The 25,270-nt window shown below is 48.6% G+C and carries 19 protein-coding genes and 1 pseudogene; 10 read left to right on the forward strand and 10 right to left on the reverse strand.

What is annotated here, in order from left to right; translation table 11 throughout:
- Positions 1–53: 53 nt before the first annotated feature.
- The 8 genes from W01_RS13525 to W01_RS13560 form a co-directional block, all read right to left on the reverse strand.
- Complete coding sequence (locus W01_RS13525) at positions 54–965, reverse strand: metal ABC transporter substrate-binding protein (RefSeq protein WP_173055516.1); 912 nt, start codon at positions 963–965, stop codon at positions 54–56.
- Between the two features lie 90 nt (positions 966–1,055).
- Entirely contained in the window at positions 1,056–2,441 is a 1,386-nt protein-coding gene (locus W01_RS13530; protein WP_173055518.1) for a carbohydrate porin, read from the reverse strand.
- A 572-nt stretch (positions 2,442–3,013) separates the two neighbouring features.
- Positions 3,014–6,262, reverse strand: a complete 3,249-nt coding sequence (locus tag W01_RS13535; RefSeq protein WP_173055520.1) for an efflux RND transporter permease subunit — start codon at positions 6,260–6,262, stop codon at positions 3,014–3,016.
- Positions 6,263–6,271: 9 nt separating this feature from the next.
- On the reverse strand, positions 6,272–7,795 hold the full coding sequence (locus tag W01_RS13540; RefSeq protein WP_173055522.1) for an efflux RND transporter periplasmic adaptor subunit: 1,524 nt from the start codon (positions 7,793–7,795) through the stop codon (positions 6,272–6,274).
- Between the two features lie 43 nt (positions 7,796–7,838).
- A complete protein-coding gene (locus W01_RS13545) occupies positions 7,839–9,128 on the reverse strand; it encodes a TolC family protein (RefSeq protein WP_173055524.1) in 1,290 nt (429 codons plus the stop codon).
- 303 nt (positions 9,129–9,431) lie between these two features.
- A complete protein-coding gene (locus W01_RS13550) occupies positions 9,432–9,818 on the reverse strand; it encodes a hypothetical protein (RefSeq protein WP_173055526.1) in 387 nt (128 codons plus the stop codon).
- Between the two features lie 163 nt (positions 9,819–9,981).
- Positions 9,982–10,848 carry an energy transducer TonB gene (locus W01_RS13555; protein WP_242006979.1) on the reverse strand — a complete coding sequence of 289 codons (867 nt, stop codon included), beginning with the start codon at positions 10,846–10,848 and terminating at the stop codon, positions 9,982–9,984.
- Positions 10,842–12,701, reverse strand: coding sequence for a ribonuclease catalytic domain-containing protein (locus W01_RS13560; RefSeq protein ID WP_173055528.1), 1,860 nt, complete (start codon positions 12,699–12,701; stop codon positions 10,842–10,844). The genes W01_RS13555 and W01_RS13560 overlap by 7 nt, the downstream gene beginning before the upstream one ends.
- Positions 12,702–13,096: 395 nt before the next feature.
- Here W01_RS13560 and W01_RS13565 point away from each other — a divergent pair, with 395 nt between their 5' ends.
- The 9 genes and pseudogenes from W01_RS13565 to W01_RS14795 all read left to right on the forward strand — a co-directional run bounded on the left by W01_RS13565 (position 13,097) and on the right by W01_RS14795 (position 22,406).
- Complete coding sequence (locus tag W01_RS13565) at positions 13,097–13,537, forward strand: hypothetical protein (protein ID WP_173055530.1); 441 nt, start codon at positions 13,097–13,099, stop codon at positions 13,535–13,537.
- A gap of 296 nt (positions 13,538–13,833) precedes the next feature.
- Positions 13,834–14,310 (forward strand): hypothetical protein, encoded by a 477-nt coding sequence (locus W01_RS13570; RefSeq protein WP_173055532.1) that lies wholly within the window; start codon positions 13,834–13,836, stop codon positions 14,308–14,310.
- Between the two features lie 284 nt (positions 14,311–14,594).
- The gene (locus tag W01_RS14450; protein WP_256380111.1) at positions 14,595–14,717 is read left to right on the forward strand and encodes a hypothetical protein; all 123 of its coding nucleotides are present in this window, start codon (positions 14,595–14,597) and stop codon (positions 14,715–14,717) included.
- A gap of 462 nt (positions 14,718–15,179) precedes the next feature.
- On the forward strand, positions 15,180–17,165 hold the full coding sequence (locus W01_RS13575) for a methyl-accepting chemotaxis protein (protein WP_173055534.1): 1,986 nt from the start codon (positions 15,180–15,182) through the stop codon (positions 17,163–17,165).
- A 128-nt stretch (positions 17,166–17,293) separates the two neighbouring features.
- Positions 17,294–18,250: a chemotaxis protein gene (locus W01_RS13580; RefSeq protein WP_173055535.1), complete on the forward strand. Its 957-nt coding sequence runs from the start codon at positions 17,294–17,296 to the stop codon at positions 18,248–18,250.
- A gap of 2 nt (positions 18,251–18,252) precedes the next feature.
- Complete coding sequence (locus W01_RS13585; protein WP_445082533.1) at positions 18,253–19,227, forward strand: chemotaxis protein; 975 nt, start codon at positions 18,253–18,255, stop codon at positions 19,225–19,227.
- A 142-nt stretch (positions 19,228–19,369) separates the two neighbouring features.
- Positions 19,370–19,744: a chemotaxis response regulator CheY gene (gene cheY / locus W01_RS13590; RefSeq protein ID WP_420887756.1), complete on the forward strand. Its 375-nt coding sequence runs from the start codon at positions 19,370–19,372 to the stop codon at positions 19,742–19,744.
- A gap of 8 nt (positions 19,745–19,752) precedes the next feature.
- A complete protein-coding gene (gene cheZ, locus W01_RS13595) occupies positions 19,753–20,526 on the forward strand; it encodes a protein phosphatase CheZ (protein ID WP_173055539.1) in 774 nt (257 codons plus the stop codon).
- Between the two features lies 1 nt (position 20,527).
- Positions 20,528–22,406 (forward strand): annotated as a pseudogene (locus W01_RS14795) (chemotaxis protein CheA).
- A 177-nt stretch (positions 22,407–22,583) separates the two neighbouring features.
- On the opposite strand, the gene pgeF reads toward W01_RS14795, so the two are convergent.
- Both pgeF and rluD read right to left on the reverse strand, forming a co-directional pair.
- Positions 22,584–23,354, reverse strand: a complete 771-nt coding sequence (gene pgeF, locus W01_RS13605) for a peptidoglycan editing factor PgeF (protein ID WP_173055541.1) — start codon at positions 23,352–23,354, stop codon at positions 22,584–22,586.
- Positions 23,341–24,357, reverse strand: coding sequence for a 23S rRNA pseudouridine(1911/1915/1917) synthase RluD (rluD, locus tag W01_RS13610; protein ID WP_173055543.1), 1,017 nt, complete (start codon positions 24,355–24,357; stop codon positions 23,341–23,343). The genes pgeF and rluD overlap by 14 nt, the downstream gene beginning before the upstream one ends.
- Between rluD and W01_RS13615 the strand changes: the two genes are divergently transcribed.
- A complete protein-coding gene (locus tag W01_RS13615) occupies positions 24,356–25,150 on the forward strand; it encodes an outer membrane protein assembly factor BamD (protein WP_173055545.1) in 795 nt (264 codons plus the stop codon). The two genes, rluD and W01_RS13615, sit on opposite strands and share 2 nt — an antisense overlap.
- Positions 25,151–25,270 lie beyond the last annotated feature (120 nt).

Here is a 25,270-nt window from a genome sequence, read left to right on the forward strand (position 1 = left end):
CTTCTTCACATACCATCATGTTAAATGGAAGATGGGAGGAGAGAAGGTAAAATTTAACTAGATGATATTCCCGCCAGCAAACGCGCGATAGTATCGTCAAACAGGCCGAATAAATCTTTCGAGCCGTCCGAGCCACCTACACTGAATGGCAAAACTACTTCAGGAATGTGCGCGCGCTCGGCAATCCATTTTGATGGTTTGGGATTTTGATAGGCTGAACGAACTACCATTTTTGCCGGAGATTGTTGTAACTGCACTATCACTTTCGACAGGTGTGACACACTGGGTTCCATACCAGGCTTGGGTTCCAGCACGGCAACTTGTTTTAGCCCCAACCATATATTCATATAAGAATATGCTTGGTGCTGGGCGACAAAGGGCTGCCCTTTTAATGGTGCGGCCTGCTTTTCCCAGCGGGTTATTGCGGTTTGCCAAGTTTGAGTGAAGGCCTGTAGGCGGCTCACGTAGAACGCTGTGTTGGCGGGATCAAGCTCGACCAGCCGCTCCGACAGCGCTTTTGCAATAGGGAGAAAGTTGCGAGCATCGAGATGGATGTGCGGATTGCCCAGGGCATGCAGGTCGCCCAAAGCGCGATCCAGGCTAACGGGGATTTCCAGCATGGTCACATAGCTTGCGGCGTTGAAGTAACCCGGCTTACCGGGGACGGCGTTGACATTTCCAGATTCGCGCAGCATGAGCGGTAGCCAAGCCAATTCTAATTCCGCGCCGGTGCACACCACCAGTTGCGCACGGCGTGCTCTGGAAATCAGACCGGGACGTGCTTCCACATAGTGTGGGTCTTGCAGTGCGTTGGTAGCGGTATAGATGTTAGCTTTGTTTGCCGCCAGCTCCTTTGTCAGCGCTGCCCATTCGGGTTCGCAGGCTAAGACTTCCAAGGCTGCATGTACTGGCTTGATGAGTGCCGCCAGCAGCAAATACATTAAAGGGAAGAATATTTTTTTCATGGTGTTGTCCTTTGGGTTTTGTCAGACAAACAAGGAAGCCATCGTATTTTCCGTTGTCTGCATAGCCTCTTTCACGGCCCTGACGGTTAATTAAAACTTGTGTACGCCGTGCGCACCCAAACTCATAATATATTGCATAAAGAACTGCGTATCGGCCAGACCCTGCCGAGAATTGTCTTGAGCCACCTGCATGCGCATGCGCGAAAATTCGCTTGGACTGTAGTCAAACATTATTGTGGTGCGTGTGGGAGTATAGCCATAGTTGCTGATAATATTGGAAGTATTCAGGAAGCCGACCTGAGCTACACCAGAATTAAGCCGGTCATATCGCAGTCCTACACGCCAACGTGGCTTGAATTGATGAACGCCTTGCACATACCAGCCAGATTGGGTAACTGAGTAGCTGTCTGGAGTTGTAAGGTTATAAGTGAGCGTGCCATCTTCACGACGCCGGAAATATTCGCCCTGTAGCTTAAAATTTGTTAGACGGATATTCCCATTTGGTGCGTATTTCCACACGAAATCCACTCCGGCAGTCTTACTATTACCATTGAACACGTTGCTTACGCCACCTGTGGTACCGAGCAAATCGGGTACAGCATCAAATTGTGCGTTCTCACGCTTGGTCTGATGCAAGGAAATACCTGCGAGGAAACTGCTGCTGTCACCTACGTCAGAACCGACATGGGCGAACAGTACGCTGGAACCCATGCCATTTTTTTGCCGGCTAGTGCCTGGGTAACTGAGTCCTCGGCCGATTTCGGCACCGATTTCAATAAAGGTATCGGTTGGTGCCAGCCACCTTAATTGCATGCCGTCTTCACTTAATTGGTTGTTCCAGAATGTGCGATAAACGAGTGGCTGATCAACGAAATCCCATGCATGGGCATGTACCTCATTCAAGTAACCCAGATGGGAAAAAAATCGTCCAAACATTAGATTGAAGCCATCGCCCAGCGTGGTGGTCTGTATGAAGGCATTTTCCACTCCCAAACCGTTGTCAGGCGATAAGGCAAGTTTAGCTTCACCACGGAACTGTGGATCGATGTTGGCAATAAGGCTTAGTTCTGTTTCTTGCAAACTGAACCCTTTGCTATATCCGTGGTCGTTGGGAGCCATGGCAAAGCCGGTGATGGGCACCGCCGGATCTTTTCTTAAGTTTTCATAGGTGCCCGTCAGGATCAGCGAGGTGGCCGGATTGTATGCGCTCACACTAGAGGCAGGAGCACGGTTGGGCTGTGGTGCGGGGGTTTGTACTTGCGCTTGCGTAACCGTGGCTTCGGCTTGGCGGCTGGCCTCGGCTTGTTGCAGACGTTGTTCAAGTTGCGTGATACGTTGTTCGTAACTGTCTTTCAGTTGTTTGATCTGTTCGCGAATGTCGTTTAAATCTTTATCACTTGCAGCATAGACGTTCAGGGGCAAAGACAGTGCCACACATAACATTGCATGCTTAAGAGAATCGCTATAGATCGCCATCTCATCTCGCCCGATTGTAATGCTCTATAAAATTTTGCGTATTTAGCGTTTTACGTGAAATTTATTCTTTACATTTATGCTGGTGTTCTACTCTTCTTTTGTATGAATTTGTCTGTGTGTTGAGCTATATAGAAAAATCCCAGCGATATTTTAAAGAATCATTGTATGCATATTTAACCAGTATTTTTGGGTAATATTTTTGCGGGTTTTTGTATTGGTTAAATAATAGGGTAGCAGCTAAAAAAAGAGAATAAGCAAATTCCTTATTTATTATCTAACGGAAAGCCATCAGTTATTTTCAACTTTACTCGGGTAGATTAAATGCGAGCAAACGGGAGACACGGATGTTAGTAAATTTTAATTTTAGCGTTCCTTAAAATATAACGTTCTCCAAAAGTTTAGAATGGAGGCGGGCCATTGGTCTCAGTCGAATGCAAGCAAACCGGCAATTGTCTGAGACCGTGATATTGCAACATAGCTTTTCAGGCAAGCGCCGGATGATGTTGAAGCACTGATTATCCTGAAATAATACACTGGCTTTCCGCCCACCAATATCCATTATGCTATGCATCTTAGCTGTTACCTTTGGAATCTCGTGGACGGAAGGGTTCATCAGGTTCATGCCGTAGCCGAACACTTTCTTTTTGGTGGGCCAATTGGTACAGGATTGGCAGGACCAGCAACGTTAGTGCAGTTGATGACAAAATACCGCCAATTACAACCGTCGCGAGCGGGCGTTGTACTTCGGCACCTGTACCCATGGCGATCGCCATGGGTATGAAGCCCAGGGAGGCTACCAGTGCGGTCATCAGCACCGGGCGCAGGCGGGTGAGCGCCCCCTCCTGGATCGCTGCATCAAGATGCATGCCTGCATCCCGTAAAGATCGAATGTAGGAGATCATCACCAGGCCATTGAGCACTGCAACACCTGACAGCGCAATGAAGCCCACTCCCGCCGAAATAGAAAGTGGAATATCCCGTAGCCACAGCGCCAGTATCCCGCCGGTCAAGGCAAACGGCACGCCGGTGAACACTAGCAGTCCATCCTTCACGTTATTAAACATCACAAACAACAGCATAAATACTAGCAGCAGCGCGACAGGAACCACAATCTGCAGGCGCTTTGCCGCTGATTGCATTTGCTCGAAGGTGCCGCCCCAGGTTGTCCAGTAGCCAGCAGGTATTGAAACCTTCTGTTGAATCTCCAGTTTGGCCGCGGTGACAAACGAGCCAATATCCCGTTCCCGTACATTAGCGGTTACCACCACGCGGCGTTTGCCGTTCTCGCGACTGATCTGGTTCGGTCCAGGCGCCACATTAATGATTGCGACGTCACTAAGTTGTATATAGTTGGATGGGGGGCGGCCAGTGGCCCCAAAGTGTTCAATGTCAGCCCGTTGCAAATAATTGGAGCGAAATGGGTCATTGGCTTGATTGTCAGGCAAACGAACCGGCAGTCGTTTAAGCGCCTCCATATTGCTCCGCAGCTTTTCAGGCAGGCGCACGATAATGTCGAAGCGGCGGTCTCCCTGGAATAACACCCCGGCTTTCTGGCCGCCCATCGCAATGGCAACCGCATCCTGTATATCTCCAACACTGACACCATAGCGAGCGGCTTTTTCACGATCTATCTGGATAGTAAGCATGGGCAAGCCCGTGGTTTGCTCAACTTTGACATCCGTTGCACCGGGAACTTTAGCCAACACGTTTGAAATTTCTTCGGCGGTATGGTTCATCATATCCATGTCATCACCAAATACTTTTACGGCCACGTCGCTACGAACGCCGGATAACAATTCGTTGAACCGCATTTGGATTGGTTGGGTGAACTCATAGTTGTTGCCGGGTACTTTGGTTACCGCTTGCCGCATGGCATCGAGCAGGTCGATCTTGCTACGCCCCGGATCAGGCCACTCAGATTGCGGTTTCATCATCACGAAATTATCGGCGACGTTAGGCGGCATGGGGTCGGTGGCAATTTCGGCGGTTCCCATCTTGGCAAAAATCGTGTCAACCTCAGGAAACTGTTTGATTATCCGCTCCAGTTCAGCTTGCATTTCGATCGCCTGCGACAGGCTGGTTCCGGGAACGCGTAGTGCATGCAGTGCGATATCTCCTTCGTTTAAGCTCGGTACGAATTCGCTACCCATGCGTGTGGCAAGCAGGCCGCTAAGTATAATGGTGACCATTGCAATACTTAATACCAACTGTTTGTTAAGCATTGCAAAATTAAGCAGCGGTTGGTAGCCGCGTTTGGCCAGGGTCATCAAGCGACTTTCTTTTTCGCTGATTTTTTGGCCGATCAGTATCGCCACCGCCGCAGGAATAAAGGTGACCGACAGAATCATGGCCCCCAGCAAAGCAGCCACTACTGTGAACGCCATCGGGTGGAACATCTTTCCTTCCACTCCGGCGAGTGCGAATATTGGCAGATAGACCACCATGATAATTAACTGGCCAAACAAGAGAGGTCTACGCGCTTCTTTGGAGGCGGTAAAGACCTCATGAAAGCGCTCTTCGGGCGTTAATGCCCGGCCTGCCAAGGCTTGCGTATGTGCAAGCCGCCGTATACAGCTTTCTACAATCACCACTGCACCGTCGATGATAATGCCGAAATCCAGAGCCCCCAGGCTCATCAGGTTGGCGCTGACCTTGTTTGTAACCATGCCGGTAAAAGTGAACAGCATAGCCAACGGAATGACCATGGCAGTGATGATGGCGGCGCGGATGTTGCCGAGAAATAGAAACAGGATCGCAATTACTAGCAGCGCGCCTTCGATCAGATTTTTTTTGACGGTGTTGATCGCCTTGTCGATTAAAATCGTACGGTTATAGACCTCATGGGCTACCACGCCTTGTGGCAGCGTACGGTTGATTTCTTCCAGGCGTTTGGAGACGGCCTGGGAAACTGTTCGGCTGTTCTGGCCGATCAGCATGTAAACGGTGCCGAGTACCGTCTCGCGCCCGTTCTCGGTCGCGGCGCCGGTGCGAAGTTCCTTACCGATGCCGACTTCGGCCACTTCTCGAATTCGGATAGGCACGCCTTGTTGGCTGTTAACAATAATGTTGCCGATGTCTTCGATGGTGGCGACCTGACCCGGCGCGCGGATCAGATATTGTTCGCCGCGCTTTTCGATATAACCAGCCCCGATGTTGTTGTTGTTGCGTTCAAGAGCCGCAACCAGATCTTGCAGTGACAGACCATAGGCCACCAGTTTGTCCGGGAACGGCGCCACCTGGAATTCCTTCACGTAACCGCCAATGCTGTTGATTTCGGTCACGCCGGGCACATGGCGCAGCTGCGGTTTGATGACCCAGTCCTGGATTTCGCGCAGGTCGGTGGAAGTGTAGGGTGTGCCATCGGTCTTCCGAGCACCTTCCTTGGATTCGACCGTCCACATGAAAATTTCTCCCAGGCCGGTGGAGATTGGCCCCATGCTGGGTTCGATACCCGCCGGTAAGTTGCCCTTGGCCTGCTGGATGCGTTCATTTACGAGTTGGCGGGCGAAGTAGATATCGGTGCCGTCCTTGAAAATCACGGTGACTTGCGATAGCCCATAGCGCGATAGCGATCGAGTCTCCTGCAGATTGGGTAGACCAGCCATGACGATTTCGATCGGAAACGTGATGCGCTGCTCGGATTCCAGCGGTGAATACCCAGGTGCTGCCGTATTTACTTGAACTTGCACATTGGTAATATCGGGAACGGCATCGATCGGCAAATTCTGGTAACTAAAGACCCCCAACACAGCCATTCCAACCGTCATCACCAGCACCAGCCAGCGTTGATCAATGGCAAAACGAATTATTTTTTCAAACATGAGGGTCTCCTAATGGTCATGACTTGCACCAGCTTTGCCCAAGTCGGCCTTGATCAGGAAACTGTTCTTCGCGGCGTACCGCTCGCCCGCATTCAAACCCTTGACCACTTCAATAAACTTGCCGTCGCTACGCCCAAGTTCCAGCGGGTGCGCTTCAAAGAAAGTACCATAACGGACGAAGACAGCCGTCCAATCTCGCACTGTCTGGATGGCATCCGCGGAGACTGCTACCGGCACCTCCACCTCATCAGCCACCAGTTCGATATTAACGGGTAGGCCGGGTCGCCAAATGCCTTTGGGGTTGGCTAAAATGATATGAGCTTCTGCTGTGCGAGTCTGCTCGCCCAGCAGCGCGCCAAGATGCTCCACGCTGCCACTGCTCTGGAAATCAAACGAACTTGCTTTCACTATGGCTTTCTGCCCGATTTTTACGGTATTCAGATCGTTGGAGTAGATGGTCAATACCGCCCACACTGTGGACAAATCAGCCACGACAAAAATGTTGGCATCTTCCTTGAGTACTTGGCCGACCGAAATTTGCTTCTGCATCACGATGCCATCAATGGGCGCGCGGATTTCATAGCGCGTGAGATTGCTGGTGTTAGTCAGAGAGCCGCCGAGCGAAGCCAGCTTCTGTTTTACACTCTGAACGATGATTTCAGCTTCCTGCATTACGTTGCGTGCTTGCAGATAATCCTGTTCGGCGGAAATTTTTTCTTCCCACAACTTTTTTTCGCGCTCTAACGTGGTGCGCGCCAAGCTCAACCGTTTTTGCGCTGCCAGCAGTTCACTTCGCAGGTCGGCCAGCGCTTGGCTGGAAATCACTGCCAGGACATGGCCTTTGCGTACAGGATCACCGGCGTTTGCGCCCACCGACTCAACTACTCCGGCTAGTCGCGGTACGACATACACCACCCGATCTTCGTTGAAACTGATGTGACCAATAAGTTGCAACGTACTCTTGATGCGTGCGGGTCCAGAGGTCAGCATTTCGATGTTGCCTTGCTTGATCTGTTGATCGGTCATGCTCACACGTGCTTCGATCTGCTCATAGGCAAACGAGTAAGGTTTATTGTCAAATTGCGCGTTGATCGTTACTTTGAAAGAATGCGGTTCCTCAACTACTGCGTTGCCTTTTAGATAATCATTTTGCTTGACGAAGGTGATTTTTTGAGGCGTGCGACCGAGGCGTTCGAGGGTGATGGTAACTTTGCTGGCGGCAGGATCGAGCGGCTTGCCTTTTTTGTAGGTATAGACGCGAAACTCAGGTTCTATGCCCTCTTCGAAGATCGTTATTTCAACCCCATAGCCATTTTGTGTGAATAACTTTCCACCGTGTGGACCTGCCTGCGGTTCAGCTTCTGAGTGATTTTTTGAGTGATCGTCGTGTGAGTGGCCGTCATGCTCATCTTTATCCTCACCGTGCAGCTTTGTGCCTCCTTGGCTGCTGAGAATCAGTATGGCAATTACGATGCCGATCGCCACAACAACGGCAATGTAGATAGTTTGTTTTTTGTTTAGATTCGGTTTCATGGCGATTTCCTTATGGCGTTGTGGCGGTCGACTTTAACGGTTATCAGAGTGTCGAACCATCGGGCGCTTCGCCAAGAACACGTTCGATTTCGAAAGCAGATCGATGCGCTTCTGCCAAGGCGCGCAGGTATTGAGATTTGGCTTGGAACAGTGTGCGCTGAGCGTCGAGCGCCTCAAGGAAGCTGAACTTACCCATCAGGAAACCTTTGGTCGCGGCATCGTAGGCACTTTGTGCACCCGGTAGAATCTCTCGCTGTAAAATTTCAATTTCTTGACGGGCAACATCAAGACGTTCGAGCGCCTGAGCGATCTCATTATTGAGACGGATCTCGGTTCCAGACAGCTCGTCCCGTGCCTTATCGGTGCGGCGTTGCGCCTCCAAAATATTTCCCTGGTTACGATTGAAGATCGGGATCGGCAATGACACGCCAAGAAGTGCTTGATTGAGGCCTATTTCAGCGTTGCGTCTACCACCCAAACTAAGTGTCACGTCCGGAATGCGAAGGCTGCGTTCTACTTCCACCAGTGCCTGGCGGCGGTTCACTTCAAGCTGCGCGCGCGCCAATCCGGGCGAATTTTCCAAGCGGGCAGTCAAATCTTTCAGCGCGGGTAGTGTGGGCAGCGTTTCAACCTGACCCTCAGCTCGTTCGAAACGAGGTGTTGCATTTCCCCATATGGCTGTGAGGCGTTTGCGTGCCATTTTCAGGCTGGTGGACGCTTGACTAAGTTCGACCCGAACGCTTGCTTCGGCCACACGTGCTTTTGTTTCCTCGACCGGGGAAATCTTGCCAGCCGTCACTCGTTTTGAGGCAGCCGTGGTTGCGCGTTGAGAGAGTTCGACCAACCCTTGTGTTAAAAGAAAACGTTCTTGCGCCACAAGTACATCAAAAAAAGCCACCATGACGGCTGCGCGAATTTCTGCACGCATGGCACTCAATTCTGCCGAGGCTACATCAAGGCGCCGCTCGGCGGCGGCAACACGTGCCGGTCGTTTGCCACCGAGCTCCAATGGCTGGTTGACGTATAATGCGGTGAGACGATTTTCGGGCCGTGGATCCTCGATTATCGCCTCAACTCTCGGGTTCGGCCGAAGGCCAGCTTGAAGGATTGATCCAGTGACTGCTTCGAGTTCCCGTTTGGCGGTAGACAGGGCTGCATTGGCGCCATAGGCTAGTTCGAGAGCGGCTTTTAGCGTAAGTGGAGCGGCTGGTTCGGTAACGCGGAGTGCGGCACTTTCGACGGCCTCATATTTGCCGAGACTTTTCATCTCGAGGGCTAATGATGGATTGAAAATTATCGCCGCCAACCCCAGCGGTAAAAACAGTTTCATCATCCAATTCTCCTGATGAAGTAGGGAAGAAATCCGGCGAGACCTCGAAATAGTTAAATGTAAAAATTAACGTCTCGCCAATTTAACCCGAATATTCATAAATGTGCGCCGGCTCCCTTAGCCTTAAAAAGTTGTTAAGCATTTTTGTTCGGCGGATGCATGAATAATTACACCGCTCCTTCACATTGTTGCCTACCAAACGAGCGAGGTTCGCAGGGGCGAGTGGTTTTACGAGTATTTGCTATGTAAACCCGGCGAGAAAAATCTCGCTTAACTCGTAAAAATACTACGCACCACTATTCAATCTTATGAAGGAGGTGCCTGAGCTGGAGGGCGGCAATATGAAGAATGAAAAGAAATGTGTTTCGTTTGGCCAATAATGGCCAGAGGTATTGCATTGAATAAAGAAATCGGCAATCGGGTATGTGATGCCCCCTGATAATCTGTCAATAAAAGGATGTCATCATTTTTATATCCCTGTGCCATGCCAATGGTTGGGAATTCCGTTTTGACATCGCTTAATTCTGGTTGGGCAATTGCAGCGTCAGCATGATCGAGTATGTCGCCATTGAGATGGAAATGTATGCTACTGGAATGAAAATCATCGCTGATATGTGCATGGACTAATGGCGCGATGCATTGCAGCATTGACAGTAGTGCAATCAAGCCTAAATTTTTCCATTTTCGTGTCATATGATCAATTCTGAATAGGTCAAATAGCTGTCTTTAATGCAGTTTCATAGTCCAGAGTTCTAATAATAGGGCGAGAGGCATAAAAATAAAATAGGTAATTTGCTTATTTTATGGGTGCTTACTAAGCGAAATATATTGGCAATTTCTATTTTTAAAAAACCTGTTATTCACTTCGTAGCGTGTCAGCTGAAGTAAAAGTCCAAGTACGTGTGATATTGAGAATGTCCGTGTCTTTGCGGATGTCAGGTGGTAGCGGGGAAAAAGGTGCAGCCAGTTTTACGATACGCCGTGCCGCAGCATCCAGGATGGGCTGCCGGGAAGAGCGGCTCACCTCTACATTTTCCACACTGCCGTCGGCACGGATGGAGACGCTGAGTTGCAGTGTGCCATAAATATTTTTCTGGCGCGCAACCTGGGGATAATTCATGTTCCCTACGCGTTCTACTTTGATACGCCAGTCTTCAATATATTTGGCGAAGCGGTATTCTTGGGTGCGTGCACCGATAAATTTCCGTCGGGGTAATTTCTGATAAGCATCAAATTCCTTGCTAATTTGTGCTTCCAGGCGTGCGATCTCCAGCTTGCGTTGCGCCATGTCCAGGTTATTCGTACTATCACGGGCACTTTGGTGTTGTTCTTGTCCTTGGGTTTTTTGTTGCGGTATGCTGTGTGTGCTTATGGCCGCCTGTGCCAGCAGGAGTTTGACTCCTTGTTCAAGCTGCTGCACGCGTTGCGCGGATTGCTCCGGCGTGAATTGTTTATCATCGGTCAAGGTAGGCAGCGGGCTTTTTGCGTGACGATCTTCAGTTGTATTACCACCGCCGTCGAGGTTGTTTTGTGCCAAGGCATCGGCCTTAACAGGGCGCGATTTTGCTTTACTGTTTACCAGTACTACTTGCAGCGGTTGCAGGGAATCATTAGTTTTGCGTGGGTCAGGCAGGGCGAAGCCGATGCCAAACAGCATAAAAGCATGCAGCACTAGCGAAAATGCCAGGGCAATGACGATTGGCTGTTTGAACAGAATTAGCAAGCGGGGGCCTCCTCCTCAATCTTGGAGATAAAGCGGGCATTGAAATTCAGGTCAAGCAGGTCAATGTCGCCTATCTCTAAAATTACTCGCGTGTTGGGTGGCAATTCCGGTAAGGATGGGATGCGGCCCACCAGTGGAATGTGGACGAACTTCACCAGATTTTCGCGTAGCACCAGCGCTTCAGCTTGCTGAATATTTTCCTGCAGCAGCCAGCGTAAGCACCAATAGCGTTCCATATTGCGTTGGAATTCGTTGTAAAGTGTATAGGCCGTGTCGAAGTCGCGCATTACGGCGAACAGGGCTGTGTCGTTTTTTGTGTAGGCGGGGGGATCTTCGCGCAACAGGCTGATAATCTGGCGCTGGTTTACAAAGTCTATGTAGCGCCGCAACGGCGAGCTTGACCACATATATTGCGCTACGCCCAACCCTTGGTGTGGTGCTGGCACGGTACTCATTTTCACCTTGCCATTGTTTTGCGTGCGGTAGATGCCCGCTACATCGTGCGTCGCGAGCAGTTTTCCCCATTCCGAATTTACGAAAATCATCAGTTCTGCGACCACCTTGTCGATGGGTGAACCACGTTGCCGAGTACTGATGCTGACGCGATCATTTTCCACGTGAAAATTATAATCTACCTGTTGAATACTATTGTCGGCGGATTTGCCACGCGTTGCTTCCAGCTTTTGCGCTAAATTCCATAATAGCGTGAGCTCCGCCGCAAAGAGAAAATCCTGCTTGCCGGCAGCCAGCGTATCTTCGTTGAATAGTGGTTCCAGCGTGTCAAGACGAAGATTGGCGGCGATATGGATGCGCTCAATGCGGTTTTCCGTGCTGAGTACGGCCAAGGTGTCGGCATCCACTTCGAGATACATGGAAAGCGACGGGCAAACTCTGTCGGCACTTAGGGTAAATGCCTGCATCACGCTGTCTGGCAACATAGTGATCTTGTCTCCAGGCATGTATACCGTGGACATCCGCTGCATCGCGATTGCATCACCTGGCGAACCGGGCGCTATGCCTAAAGACGGGGCGGCAATGTGCACACCGATACGCCAGTTACCGTTGGCAAGTTCTCTAACCGAAAAGGCATCGTCGATTTCTGTGGTAGTCGCATCGTCTATGCTGAATGCAGTATCCAATGCCAGCGGCAGGTCGGAACAGACAGCCAGGTCGATCTCCGCGAAACTGGTTCCATGCGGGAAATTTTCAAACAAGAAGCGCTTTAAATGATAAGCCTGCGTGGAAGGAACTGCTCCGCAGCGTTGCAACAAGTGTGCGGCCGACAAATGCGTAGCGGTGCAGGCGGCCTCCAGTGCTTTCACCTCAAGGGTGTTGCGATCCGGTTTGTATAATAGATGCGGCAATTTGTCGGTGAATTCCGGCGGCAAGGTGAAAGTGATTAGCTCGTTGGTGTAACGCGCTTGCAAGGCGGCTTGCAGGCGTTTTTTTTCGGCGCTGGCTAGCGCAGATTTGAGGGCGTCCGGTGGTGCGGCCTTGTAATATCCCTTGCCTTTTTTGTAAAAGTACATTGGCGAGGAATGCAGGCGGATCAAGGTGCCCGCTGCCTCGATTGGATGGGGCGCGTGGCCAAAATATTCACTGGCCAGTTCATTAAAGCCAAAATCATCCGGCGGGCTACATTCCCACAAAAATTCCACATCTATATCTGCTGCGATGCCTTCCGCTTGCGTCATGAATTCAGTCAGCCCCGGTTGGGCAAAACGTAGCAGCACGTTGGCGGCTTTGATCTTGCTGCGCTTGCCATGCGTGCTTTCCACTTGCAGCGAGGTGATGCTGTCAGTGAGTATCGATCCGACCTTGAAAGCGCCGTCTTCTTCGTAAAAAATGTTCATAGGGGATGTAGCGAAAAGAGTGCCGCGATTATACCCCAGCGCTGATCATGGCCTGGAATTCACTTTAGTTACGAATATCAATTAGGCTTTAACCGTACTAAAACCGTACTAAGCCAATAGATGAAAGTCTAGATGATAGATGTGCTCTGAATGGTAATAGAGAATTATGTTCATTAAATATCTTGTTGAATTGGTTTTATGCCATGAACGTGATTGCAATTATTTTTGCATGTGTGCGATATCGTACAGACTTTGCATGGTCTTGTTGTTATTGTTCGTCTCAGAGTCAGCTAAGTTATTAAAAATAGTCAGGCTCGGTTTAAATGTGTAGCAGTGCAGTTTATCGCCTCTACATGAACTGTCTAAGTTATAACTTAATATTAAAGGAGATTATCATGAAAAAAACCATTCTTAGTCTGGCGATTGTTTCCAGTTTTGCATTGGGTGTTACAGCCGCGTATGCGGTAACAGATCCAGCCGGGTGGCAAAGAGAAGGTCAAAAAATGATAGAAATGAAGCATGATAAGAGCCACGACGACATGTCAAATTCGATTACTAATGAAGAGTATAAAGCTTATTTTGATAAACGTATCCAGCAATTAGGGAAAAAGAACGATGGCAGGGTCTCGCATGAACAAGTGCTATTTATCGACTTCACTTTAGCGGATTCCAATCGTGATGGTGTATTGAGCCAGGATGAAGCGGCAACTGTTCCGTTGATAAAAGAACACTTCGATGCAATCGATACAAACAATGATGACAAAGTAACAGGAGATGAATTAACAGCATTCATGGCAACTTGGAGAAAAAGTCATGAAGGCAAGATGTTGCATTAAGGCTGGCTAGATTTGTTTTAAGCAACATTTAATGACAAGGCGATTTTATATCGCCTTGTCATTTCTTTATAAAGTGAATTGTAGTATCAAAATTAGAGAATCTTATAATTAGGAACTTTTTTTGATTTGGTAGTCCCAAAGTTCTTGACACATTCCGAAGCTGCCCCGTAGTATGCTAGTCTGAGTCTGCCGAATTTGGAGTATGGGTAGGCTCCGTAAAAGCCTGTGGTGTAGAAGCTTGGTATGCCTTGATTCTATTCAACTAATCTCGCAAGTTTTATATTAAGGAGCTTCTCATGAAAAAAAGTATTATTAGTCTCGCTATTGCTTCCTGTTTCGTATTTGGCGCATCGTTAGCGCAGGCGCAAGCCATTTCGGCGCCTAAGCCAGCAATGACACAAGATAAGGCCACCCCCTTTACAGGGAAAGGTCTGAACACCGCATGGAACTGCTGCAAACAATATGATGATCTTGGCATTAAAGGTGAACGTGATCAGCCTGGAGAAGTTAACGCACCTGGAAAAAAGGTAAATCATTCTGTAAATAGATCCGCTACAATCGATCCTGGCTATAAAAATGATGATGGAAACCGTATGCCAGAGTTTATGCGAGTGGCTTCTTTGTCTGCAAACAATGAGCCTACCAACTCTAAAATGTACGGTGCTGGTAAAGATGCTGCAACCACAGGTAATGCACAGGGAACTGGCGATACTTTAGGTCAAGTGCATTTCACTCCTACTTCAGGTTTCAAGCAGTGGCTCCCTAGAAAATAATTATCGTATTATTAATAAACGTTAAGGCCAGCTTAAAGCTGGCCTTAACGTTTATTAAATAGGCATTGTTGAAAAGATAATACTGAAATAGTCTCACTCGTGCCCACTATGGCCGTATCTGTATCATTAATCATTTGCCGGCAGGCAGATAGCTGTCAGCGAGTATTAATGTTGTAAATCCCCGATTGATACTCTTGCCAAACCATGGCAGTGCACTTTCGTTTAATCCTCTAGTCGTTTTATTACCACTTTAATTACCACAAGGACGGGTCAGGATCTGGCTTGTGATTTTTGATTCATTCCGGCTTGTTGCTGCGCCTGATTTGGTCGACTTCTCCATCGTGCTTAAGCATGCCCAAGTCCTTTTTAGTTTTATTGAGCAATTTGAGTTGGCCAAGGTTCGCTGATTCACACAAGTTCAATAGTCTCTTTCGGAAGATTTAAAACCTGCTGTTCTAGTAGTCGCCACCTTTATTTCCACAGTGACATTATTACTAAATGAGGGCTACGTCATGTAGCAGGCGGCGGCGAAATGTGGGTTGGAATTTCTCTGGGTTATTAAATGCGCCCTAAAGTTTTCAGTCGTATCGCCGTTACAAGTAGCTGTAAGAAGAATATTTTTTACGTAGATTACGTCACACGATATTTCGTGAAACAACCTGATTTATGTGAAACGAAGGTAATAAAAAATGGTGGGTAATATTTTTTAAAACTGAAAATTTTAGATTTCAATTTAATCTATGAAACTAAGAATTTTAATCATTGCGCAGCATAGACAATTACGTGATTCAGGTTGAAGTTAAAAAAATAATTCGAATTAATTGTTGCTGTGTAATAAATAGTTTTTTATATAAGGCATGTGGCAAATCATGAAAAATATTTCTATATCAAAAAAATTGATACTGTTATTGGCTCTGCCGCTTATTGGGCTGATTATTTTCTCGGCTATTAATGCTCAACAAAGCTATGAGGAGTGGAGAAGTCTGACACAAACCGAAGCACTGATGAACGTCGCTGTTGCTATTGGTGACGCTACGCATAATCTGCAAATTGAACGCGGTGCCACGGCCGGTTTTGTTCAATCTAAAGGAGAGCGATTTGCCAATGATTTGCCGGGATATCGCGCTGAAACGGATCAAAAAATAGGGGTGCTCAAGAGCAGCTATTCCCACCTGAATATGGCCAGTATGCCCATGTCCCTTCGAACTACGATGGATGCCGCACTGAGTAAACTGGATGGTCTTAAAGATAACCGCGATGCAGCTTCGCAGTTCAGAATCACCGCGCCAGAAGCTGCCGGTTATTACACCAAGTCCGCCGCTACGCTTCTTGAAATAATGCCGGTGATTACCGAGCAGGCCAGTGACTTGCAAGTGGCAAAAAAAATGACCGCATACCTTGCTTTTCTTTATGCAAAGGAACGTTCAGGGCAAGAGCGCGCGTTAATGGTGCCGGTATTTACAGCCAACAAAATTGAACCGGCGCAGTATCGGATTTTTATAGGTCACATCTCTGCGCAGCTGACGCATCTGGATGCTTTTCTTAATTACGCGACCGATGAGGCTCGTGCATTTTACAAAAGCAAGATGTCTGGTTCTTCTGTGGATGAAGTGGAAGCTATGCGCAAGGTCGTAATAGAAAAAGTGGCTGTAGGTGATTTTGGTATTGAGCCAACCAAGTGGTTTAGCAGTATTACCGCCAAGATAAATAACATGAAAGAAGTTGAGAATCTGCTTGCTGAGCGCATACGAACATCTTCTTCTGCTGCTGCTGCGAGTGCCCGCACGGCTTTCATGGCCAGTGCGATATTCGGCTTGCTGGCCATCCTGATAACCGTGCTGGCGGGAGTGTTCATCGTTAAAAGTATTGTTTCCGAATTGCACTCTTTGCGGGAAACGATTGCCCTTATTCAGAGCGACAATGATCTTACGCATCGCATCGTGGTGGAAGGCGAGAATGAAATTGCCGAGACGGGTAATTCCTTCAATCTTCTGATTGGCAGTATGCAGGTCATTATTAATAATGTTATCGAAAGTTCTAAACAGGTACGTCAAAGTACAACTCAGCTTTCTGCAGCTTCTCTGAAAATTACTCACAGTTCGCAGTCGCAGAATGAAGCAGCGGCTTCCACAGCGGCTGCGGTGGAACAGATGACGGTGAGTATTTCGGAAGTGGCGGCGACTGCTGCAGATGTGCATAAGCTTTCCGAGCAAAGTCTGCAACAAACCAAGCAAGGTAATCAAAGCGCAGAAGTGATGATTCTCGAAATTGCCAGCATTGAAAAAGCGGTGAATCAGATTGCGGCATCGGTCGGTGATTTTGTGCAAAGCGCGCGCACAATTGCCAGTATGACTCAACAAGTTAAGGATATCGCCGATCAAACCAATTTGTTGGCGTTGAATGCTGCGATTGAAGCGGCACGTGCAGGTGAACAAGGGCGAGGTTTTGCGGTGGTGGCGGACGAAGTTCGCAAGCTGGCTGAAAAATCTGCGCAATCGGCCCGTGAAATCGACAAGGTAACCAGTACGATGGACACCCAGTCCAGCAATGTGGAAAAAGCCATTGAGCATGGTTTGCAGTCATTGAAATCTACTCAGCAGCAGATTAGCACTGTCTCCAGCATGCTGGTCCAGGCGGGCGCTTCGGTAACAGATGTCAGTAGCGGAGTGAGCAATATTGCCGCATCGGTGGATGAGCAAAGTAAGGGTAGCCATGAAATTGCTCGTCATGTCGAAAGTATCGCGCAAATGGCGGAAGAAAACTATGCGGCGATCGAGCATGTTGGGCAGGATATATTACGGTTGGAGAAGTTGGCTGGGGATATGGAAGCCGCTGTGGCTCACTTTAAGGTGTAATTTCTAAAATAATAATGCCGCGCTCTCTCGCTGCATCGTCCAATCTGTAAACCTCTCTCTTCTGCGGTGAGAGTAAATAAGAGGAACGAAAGTGTTTAGGGGGAGAGAGGCTTACAACGAGGTTAGTCATGTCTGAATTGCTTAGAAATATAGATGGGCGTACCAAGCTGGCAGGTACTAACAAGTTGGAAATTTTGATGTTCACGCTTGGTTTGGACAATCGCACGGGACGTTGCGAAATATTTGGTATCAATGTGTTCAAGGTGCGTGAGGTGATGCGTGTACCGGCCATTACTCATGCGCCAGAAATGCCGGACTCAGTGGAAGGCATGGTAAGTCTGCGCGGAGTGTTGGTGCCAGTGATCGATTTGGCGAAATACACTGGAGTGCAGACTGACGTTAAACCAGGAATTATGGTGGTCACTGAATACAATGGCCACACTCAGGGCTTTTTGGTCGATGCAGTGGATACCATTTTGCGTCTCGATTGGGCTTCTATGAGGGTGCCACCAGAAATGCTTAATGCCCAAATGGGAGGATTGGTGACTGCTGTCACAGAGTTGGCCGATGGGCGGTTGGTGATGATGATGGATGTGGAAAAAGTGTTGGCTGAAACTGGACATTTTAATGATGATCTTGCATTGAAGGCGGTCAAGCCCTTAGGTGTTTCTGGTCGTACGGTATTTTTTGCCGATGATTCCGCAGTGGCACGTAAGCAGATTGTTAGCGCATTAGAGGCAATGCAAGTGAATCATCTTTCTGCCATTAATGGTCGCAAGGCGTGGGACGAATTGCAAAGGATTGCTACTTACGCCGAATCAGCGGGGTTACCTGTAAGCGATATGGTGCAGGTTATTCTCACCGACGTAGAAATGCCTGAAATGGATGGTTATATGCTTACGCGCCTGATCAAGGAAGACAAACGCTTTGCCAACATCCCGGTGTTGATGCATTCGTCGCTCTCCAGCGAGTCCAATCAACAACTCGGTAAGGCGGTCGGAGTGGATGAGTACGTGCCTAAATTTGAACCGCATAAGCTTTCGCAGACGCTCGCTCGTCTGCTGACCAGAAACGGAAGGGACTGATCATGTCGATTGCCGAATATCAATCACAAGCAGACAACATGTCGCTGTCGCAGAGCACGGGTAGCCTGTTTGATACTGTGGATGCCAGAACCAGTTTAGCTGGTTCTAATAAGATGGAGATATTGCTGTTTTCGTTGGGTACTCCGGAAACGTTTGGTATCAATGTATTCAAAGTCAAGGAAGTATGTCGTGCGATGGCGATTACCAAGACACCCAATATGCCAGCGGGTGTGGACGGTATTGTGTCATTACGTGGACACATTCTTCCCGTACTGACCTTGGCTAGATTCATGGGGCTTGATGGAACCATGTCGAGCGATCAAAGCACGATGATGGTGGCCGAATATAGCCGTCATATTCTTGGTTTTTTAGTGCATGACGTAGATCGCATTATTAGAGTTGACTGGAATAAGGTACGCCCGGCAGACGACATGTTTTCAGGCAACAAGGACATGATTACTGCGATCACTGAGCTGCCCGATGGTAAGCTCGTTTCGATACTGGATGTCGAGCAGGTTCTTGCCAGCGCATTTGGTGAGGATGTGGTGGGTAGCGTGGATAAGATCGAAAATGGGCATGAATTATGTATCTTTTTCGTGGATGACTCGGCGGTAGCGCGTAAGAAAATAACCGAGGTGTTAGATAAGATGGGTGTTAAAAATTTGCAGGCGAATAATGGGCTGGAAGGATGGGAGCGCTTGAAGGGGTTGGCAGATACCGCGCAGAGCAGTGGTACCGATCTGCATGATCAAATTCAAGTGGTGCTCGTAGATGCGGAAATGCCGGTGATGGATGGCTACGTGCTGACTCAACATATCAAGGCTGACAGGCGTTTTGATGGTATCCCGGTGGTGATGCATTCGTCTTTATCATCCGATGCCAACCGCGATATGGGAAAACGGGTTGGGGTAGATTATTACGTACCCAAGTTTGATGTGGCGGTATTGAGCAATACATTGCGGCCTTTGCTGGTTTGATGTATCTGAAAATGACTAACGGGATAAGGAATAAGAGCAAAAGTTAGAAAAACGTAATGCCTTAAAAGGTACTAAATTTATCTCTGTCCATCGTTTCCTGAGAACTAAAAGCAACTGGAGGTATATCGTGGTAGATGCAAATATGAAATTTTTAGTGGTAGACGACTTTTCCACAATGCGACGTATTGTACGTAACTTGCTCAAAGAGCTTGGTTTCGTCAATGTGCAAGAGGCGGAAGATGGTGTTGATGCGTTAAAAAAGCTACACAGTGAGAGTTTTAATTTTGTGGTGTCGGATTGGAACATGCCTAATATGACTGGCATTGATCTGCTTATAGCGATCCGTGCTGATCCAACTCTGAAACACTTGCCGGTATTGATGGTGACTGCTGAAGCCAAGCGCGAAAACATTATTGCGGCAGCGCAGGCAGGTGCCAGTGGTTATGTTGTTAAGCCGTTTACTGCCGCCACGCTAGATGAAAAACTGAAGAAAATTTTCCTGACTATGCAAAAGTGAGTGATGCCATGACTAAGAAAGCAGTTGCAGGAGATTCAGATGATTTGGAAGCGTTGTTTGATAGTATTGTCTCGGCGAGTGATGGTGGAAAGGAAGAGACTGCTGTCACCTCATCGTCTTCGGCTAATAGGGAATTGACCCAAAGTAGCGTTGAGAAAAGTAGTGATGAGATTAGCCCATCGGACAGCGTGGTAAACAAGCTTGGGCAAATGACGCGCAAGTTTCATGACACTCTGCATGAACTTGGTTATGGCAAAGATCTTGAGAAAGTTGCATCGTTTATTCCTGATGCTCGTGATCGTTTGAGTTATGTCGTTACCATGACTGAAAAAGCTGCTGAACGAGTGTTGAATGCCACTGAGGCTGCTCAACCTATCGTGACAAAAATTGAAGTTGATTCCCAACGGTTGGCGCGGGAATGGCAGATGCTTTTTGATAAGCAACTCGATACTGAGCAGTTCAAGAATTTGGTCACGCAAACCCATGCTTTTTTGGTTGAAATTCCGAAACAGACCAAGGTTACTAATGCCCACCTGACGGAAATCATGATGGCACAAGACTTTCAGGACTTGACTGGGCAAGTCATTAAAAAGATTGTGGATGTGACACAGCAAATGGAAAAGCAGCTGGTGGAATTACTGGTTGAGAGCTCTCCCCCTATCGCTAACCCAGATATGCATGCCGGGCTACTGAATGGCCCGGTGATAAATGCATCAGGACGCACCGACGTGGTGTCCAATCAAAATCAAGTAGATGACTTGCTTGAAAGCATGGGGTTCTAAAATGAATGATTTTGCGGGCATGGAAGAGTTAATGCAGGATTTTTTAACGGAAGCATCTGAGTTGTTGTCTGATGTCGATAGTAAACTGATTGACTTGGAAAAGCAGCCCCACGATCGCGACTTGCTCAATATCATCTTTCGTGGCTTCCACACCATCAAGGGCGGCGCCGGATTTTTGAATGCGACGGAGCTGGTTACGTTATGTCATCTCACAGAAAATCTGTTTGACAATCTGCGCAACGGTGAATTAATTCTAAATGCAGATCTTATGGACGCGATTTTTGCAGCCACAGGAGAGGTCAGGCAGATGTTTGACGCATTAGCACAGTACAGGCAGCCAGAAGCCGCCCCGCCTCACCTGATTTCCGCACTGCACGCTGCCTTGAATGGTGAAGCGGTTGTAACCCAGACTGTTGCCCCGCAGGGGGCTATGCTCGAATCTGCGGTTGATAATTCTCTATCATCATCAATGGCTAGTCCAGACTGGAATGTTTTGTATCAGGCCTTGGTGGGTACTTCACCCGTTCAAGTTCAGGCTGGATCCGATGCGGTGCTAGCTTCTCCTTCTTCAGCCGCAACACAGGCACCATTGCCGCCTGCAGGTAACGTGGAAACGTTACTGCCAGAAGCTCGTTCGTTTGGCCGACGCTCCAACGATATTCCAGGCAATAAAGCTCCTGCTGCCGGGCGCCGCGAAAATGAGGCGGGCAAGGACAACACAATTCGTGTTGATACTGACCGATTGGATCAAGTGCTCAATCTTTCCGGCGAAATTGGATTGACCAAAAATCGCTTGACCCATTTACGCACGGACATTTTACAAGGGCGATCTGACGCGGCCACATTACTTGCATTAGATGAGTCGGTCAGTCAGCTCGATATGCTGGTGGTGAATTTGCAAAATGCAGTGATGAAGACGCGTATGCAACCTATTGGCCGTCTTTTCAATAAATATCCTCGTTTGGCGCGCGATTTGGCGCGTCAACTCGGCAAGGATGTTGAGTTGGTGTTGTCCGGTGAAGAGACCGAGATCGATAAAACAATGATTGAGGATCTTAACGATCCGCTGGTGCATTTGATTCGCAATGCGGTGGATCACGGGCGTGGAAAATTCGGAGCAGCGCGCGGCGGTGGGCAAGACAGCGAAGAGCTTGGTGCATTTAAGTGCTCAACAGGAGGGAGATCACATCATCATCAGGATAACCGATGATGGTAAGGGCATGCGTCCCGAGGTGATCCGCAACAAGGCCATCGAGAAGGGCTTGATCAATGCGGAATCGGTGAGCAGCCTGGATGATGAACAAAGCTTAGGTTTGATTTTGCTTCCAGGATTTTCAACTAAAGATGAGATTTCCAGTGTGTCCGGTCGTGGGGTCGGCATGGATGTGGTGAAAACCAACATTGAGAAATTGAGTGGAAAGATCAGTATTACATCGGTGCCGGGTAAGGGTAGTGAGTTCACCATTTCATTGCCCCTCACGTTGGCGATTCTGCCAGTGCTGCTGCTACGCCTGTGCAATCAATCATTTGCTGTGCCACTGTCATTGGTACGGGAGATTTTATCGGTTCCACCGAGTGATCTGCAGCAGATAGCCGGCAAAGCCACTATGGTGGTGCGCGGTGAGGTTCTGCCGGTGCTTTCATTGGCCAGTCTGATTGGCTGGGAGCAGACTGACAAACCTGAAGTGGGTGTGCTGATGCAGATTGAAAAAAACAGTTTCATCCTCTCGGCAGATGGCTTTGCTGGACACGATGATGTGGTGATCAAATCATTGGATACTTTCCGGCCAAAGGGGGTAGCGGGTGTGACGATGTCCAGCGAGGGTGAAATTATATTAATTTTGGATATCAAAGAATTGCTTGGCGAGCTATGCAGATGAGGTAGGAGATACCGGATCTGGTCAAAAAATTGCTGTGACTTAATTCGCCCGATTGGCTTGTTTATTGCCAGACCTTAACTGGCAAGCCGATGAGATTTTTCTGATGTTATTTAACGGTTGAAGTGTTGAATATAAGGTGTGGAAAATTTATAAACATCCACCACATTAACTATCTGTTTACCCTGTTTTCGCAGGGCTGAAAGCACGGGAATTTTTATCCAGCCAGATAAATGTTCCCATTCTCCCCGTCACATTATCGCGCCGATACGAGAAGTAATTTGCGCTGTCTGTATAGGTACACAGGCCGCCGCCGTACACACGCGTAACACCCGATGCATTCAGGCGCAGACGTGCGAGTTGATAAATGTCGGCGAACCATTTTCCAGGTGTGTCAGGCACGAAGGCAGCAGCGGCTTGCTGGTCTTTGCCAATAAACTCTGTACGTACTTCATCGCCTACTTCGAAAGCTTGTGGGCCGATTGCAGGTCCAAGCCAGGCCATGAGCGTATCGGGAGGTACGTCCATGGCACGCACGGTGTGTTCAATGACCCCATCGCACAATCCACGCCATCCTGCATGTACTGCGCTGATTACGCTGCCTTTATCATTGCACAGCAAGACGGGCAGGCAATCCGCCGTCATTACTACACATACCGCGCCGGGGTGTGTAGATACACAGGCGTCGGCCTCGGGCCAACATTCGGCCTGAGCTGCATCAGCTACTACCACACCATGTACTTGTTTAAGCCACACCGGCTCGCTTGGCAACATTGGTTCCAGCAGCATGCGATTGCGGGCTACGGCTAAAGGCGCATCGCCTACGTTGCTGCTGAGATTGAGACTGTCATAGGGAGCAGCACTTATCCCTCCATTGCGTGTGGTTTGTAGCGTCCTGATATTTTTTGGAGCCGGCCAGTCAGGGATAATGCAGTGTTCAAGCAGGTTCATTTAATGTGCTCCTGATATTTTTTAATAGCTGTGTTATGTCGTCTGGCATGGGGGCTTGCCATTCTAACCATTCACTCGTTATTGGATGTTCCAGCCCAAGTTGAGTCGCGTGCAACGCTTGGCGTGGGAAAACGGCCAAAATGGAACGTAATTGTGGTGCACATTTTTGTGCTCCCTTTATATAGACAGAGTCGCCAACCAACGGATGGCGAATATAGGCAAGATGAACGCGGATCTGATGGGTGCGCCCGGTTTCCAATTTGCAGCGAAGCAGGGTGCAGCCGGGGAAACGCTCCGCTATGGTGTAATGCGTGGTTGCGGGTTTCCCGTCTTCCACTACTGCCATCTTCGTGCGCAGCGTAGGGTGGCGGCCTATAGGTACATTTACCGTGCCGGCACGTACCACTTCGCCATATACCAATGCATAGTATTCGCGCTGCACGCTGCGTGCCTGCAATTGGCGCACCAGCGCCGTTTGCGCGGTAAGTGTTTTTGCAACGACCAGCAATCCGCTGGTATCCTTGTCCAGCCTATGCACAATGCCGGCACGCGGTATTTCTGAAAGCTGAGGCGAATGATGGAGCAAGGCGTTGAGCAGAGTGCCATTCCAATTCCCGCTCCCTGGATGTACCACCAGTCCTGCCAGTTTATTGATGATGAGTATGCTGTCATCTTCAAATAAAATGTTTAGCTCGATATCCTCGGCCTGATAAGGTTGTTCGGCAGGATTCGATTGAAGTATGACTTCAATCTCTTCGCCACCCCATATTTTTTGTTTGGAAGTGGCGGCCGCCCCATCGAGTTTAACCTGCTGCTGCGTGATCCAGTCTTGCAGACGGCTGCGAGAATACTCTGGCAACAGCTTGGCTAATACCTGATCAAGGCGCATCCCGGCGTATTCGTCGGGAACTTTGAACGAAAGTGGGATAGTCTTCAATGTAAGCGGGTTAGGTGCAGAAAGGTTTGCGGTATAATTGGATAACATTTTTTTGGATTCTGCCATGCGTCATAGTTTAACTTTAATTCTGCTGCTCATGCTAACTGCGTGTAATATTTTCTCTCCGAAGGATGAGAAACCCGCTTCCGCGACAGCGGATTCCGCCGAGGGAATCTACGCCCAGGCCATGGAACAGGTAAATAATGCCAATTATCCTGGCGCTATAAAACTATTCGAGACCTTGCAATCTCGATACCCTTACGGCCGTTATGCGCAGCAGGCGCAGATGGAGATTGCATACTCACATTACAAGCAAAGTGAACCTGAATTGGCACTTTCTGCGGTGGAGCGCTTTATTAAGCAATACCCGAACAGTCCGCACGTGGATTATGCCTATTACTTGAAAGGATTGGTCAATTTCGATGAAGATCTCGGTCTATTTGGCGAGGGATTTCATCCAGACTTATCCGAGCGTAACCCCAAGGCACCGCGCGAGGCTTTTGATGCTTTTAAGGATCTGGTTACACGCTTTCCTAACAGCAAATATGCAGCCGATTCGAAATTACGTATGCAATATTTAGTTAACGCGCTGGCACGTCATGAAACGCAAGTCGCAAGTTATTATTTACGCCGTAGAGCCTATGTGGCCGCTCTCAACCGTGCTAATGGCGTGCTCATTGATTTTCCGCAGGCTCCGGTTACACGCGAAGCTCTGCAAATTATAGTACAGGCCTACGATGCGCTGGGACTGAAAGATTTACGAGACGATTCACAGCGCGTGCTAGACAAAAACTTCGCGAAAGATGGTGTTAAGCCAGTTGCTAAGCCACGCCAGTGGTGGAAGTTTTGGCAAAGTTGAACATTGGCTCCAGCATTTGCATAGGTTAGGAAAGGTATCGTTAAACTGCGTGACTTTTTCCAAACTTTAGAGGGTGCAGTCCTACCAAGCTTAGTATTAGTAACAGACCCTAAAAAAACT

Source organism: Candidatus Nitrotoga sp. AM1P, assembly GCF_013168275.1.
In the GTDB taxonomy this organism is placed as follows: Bacteria; Pseudomonadota; Gammaproteobacteria; order Burkholderiales; family Gallionellaceae; genus Nitrotoga.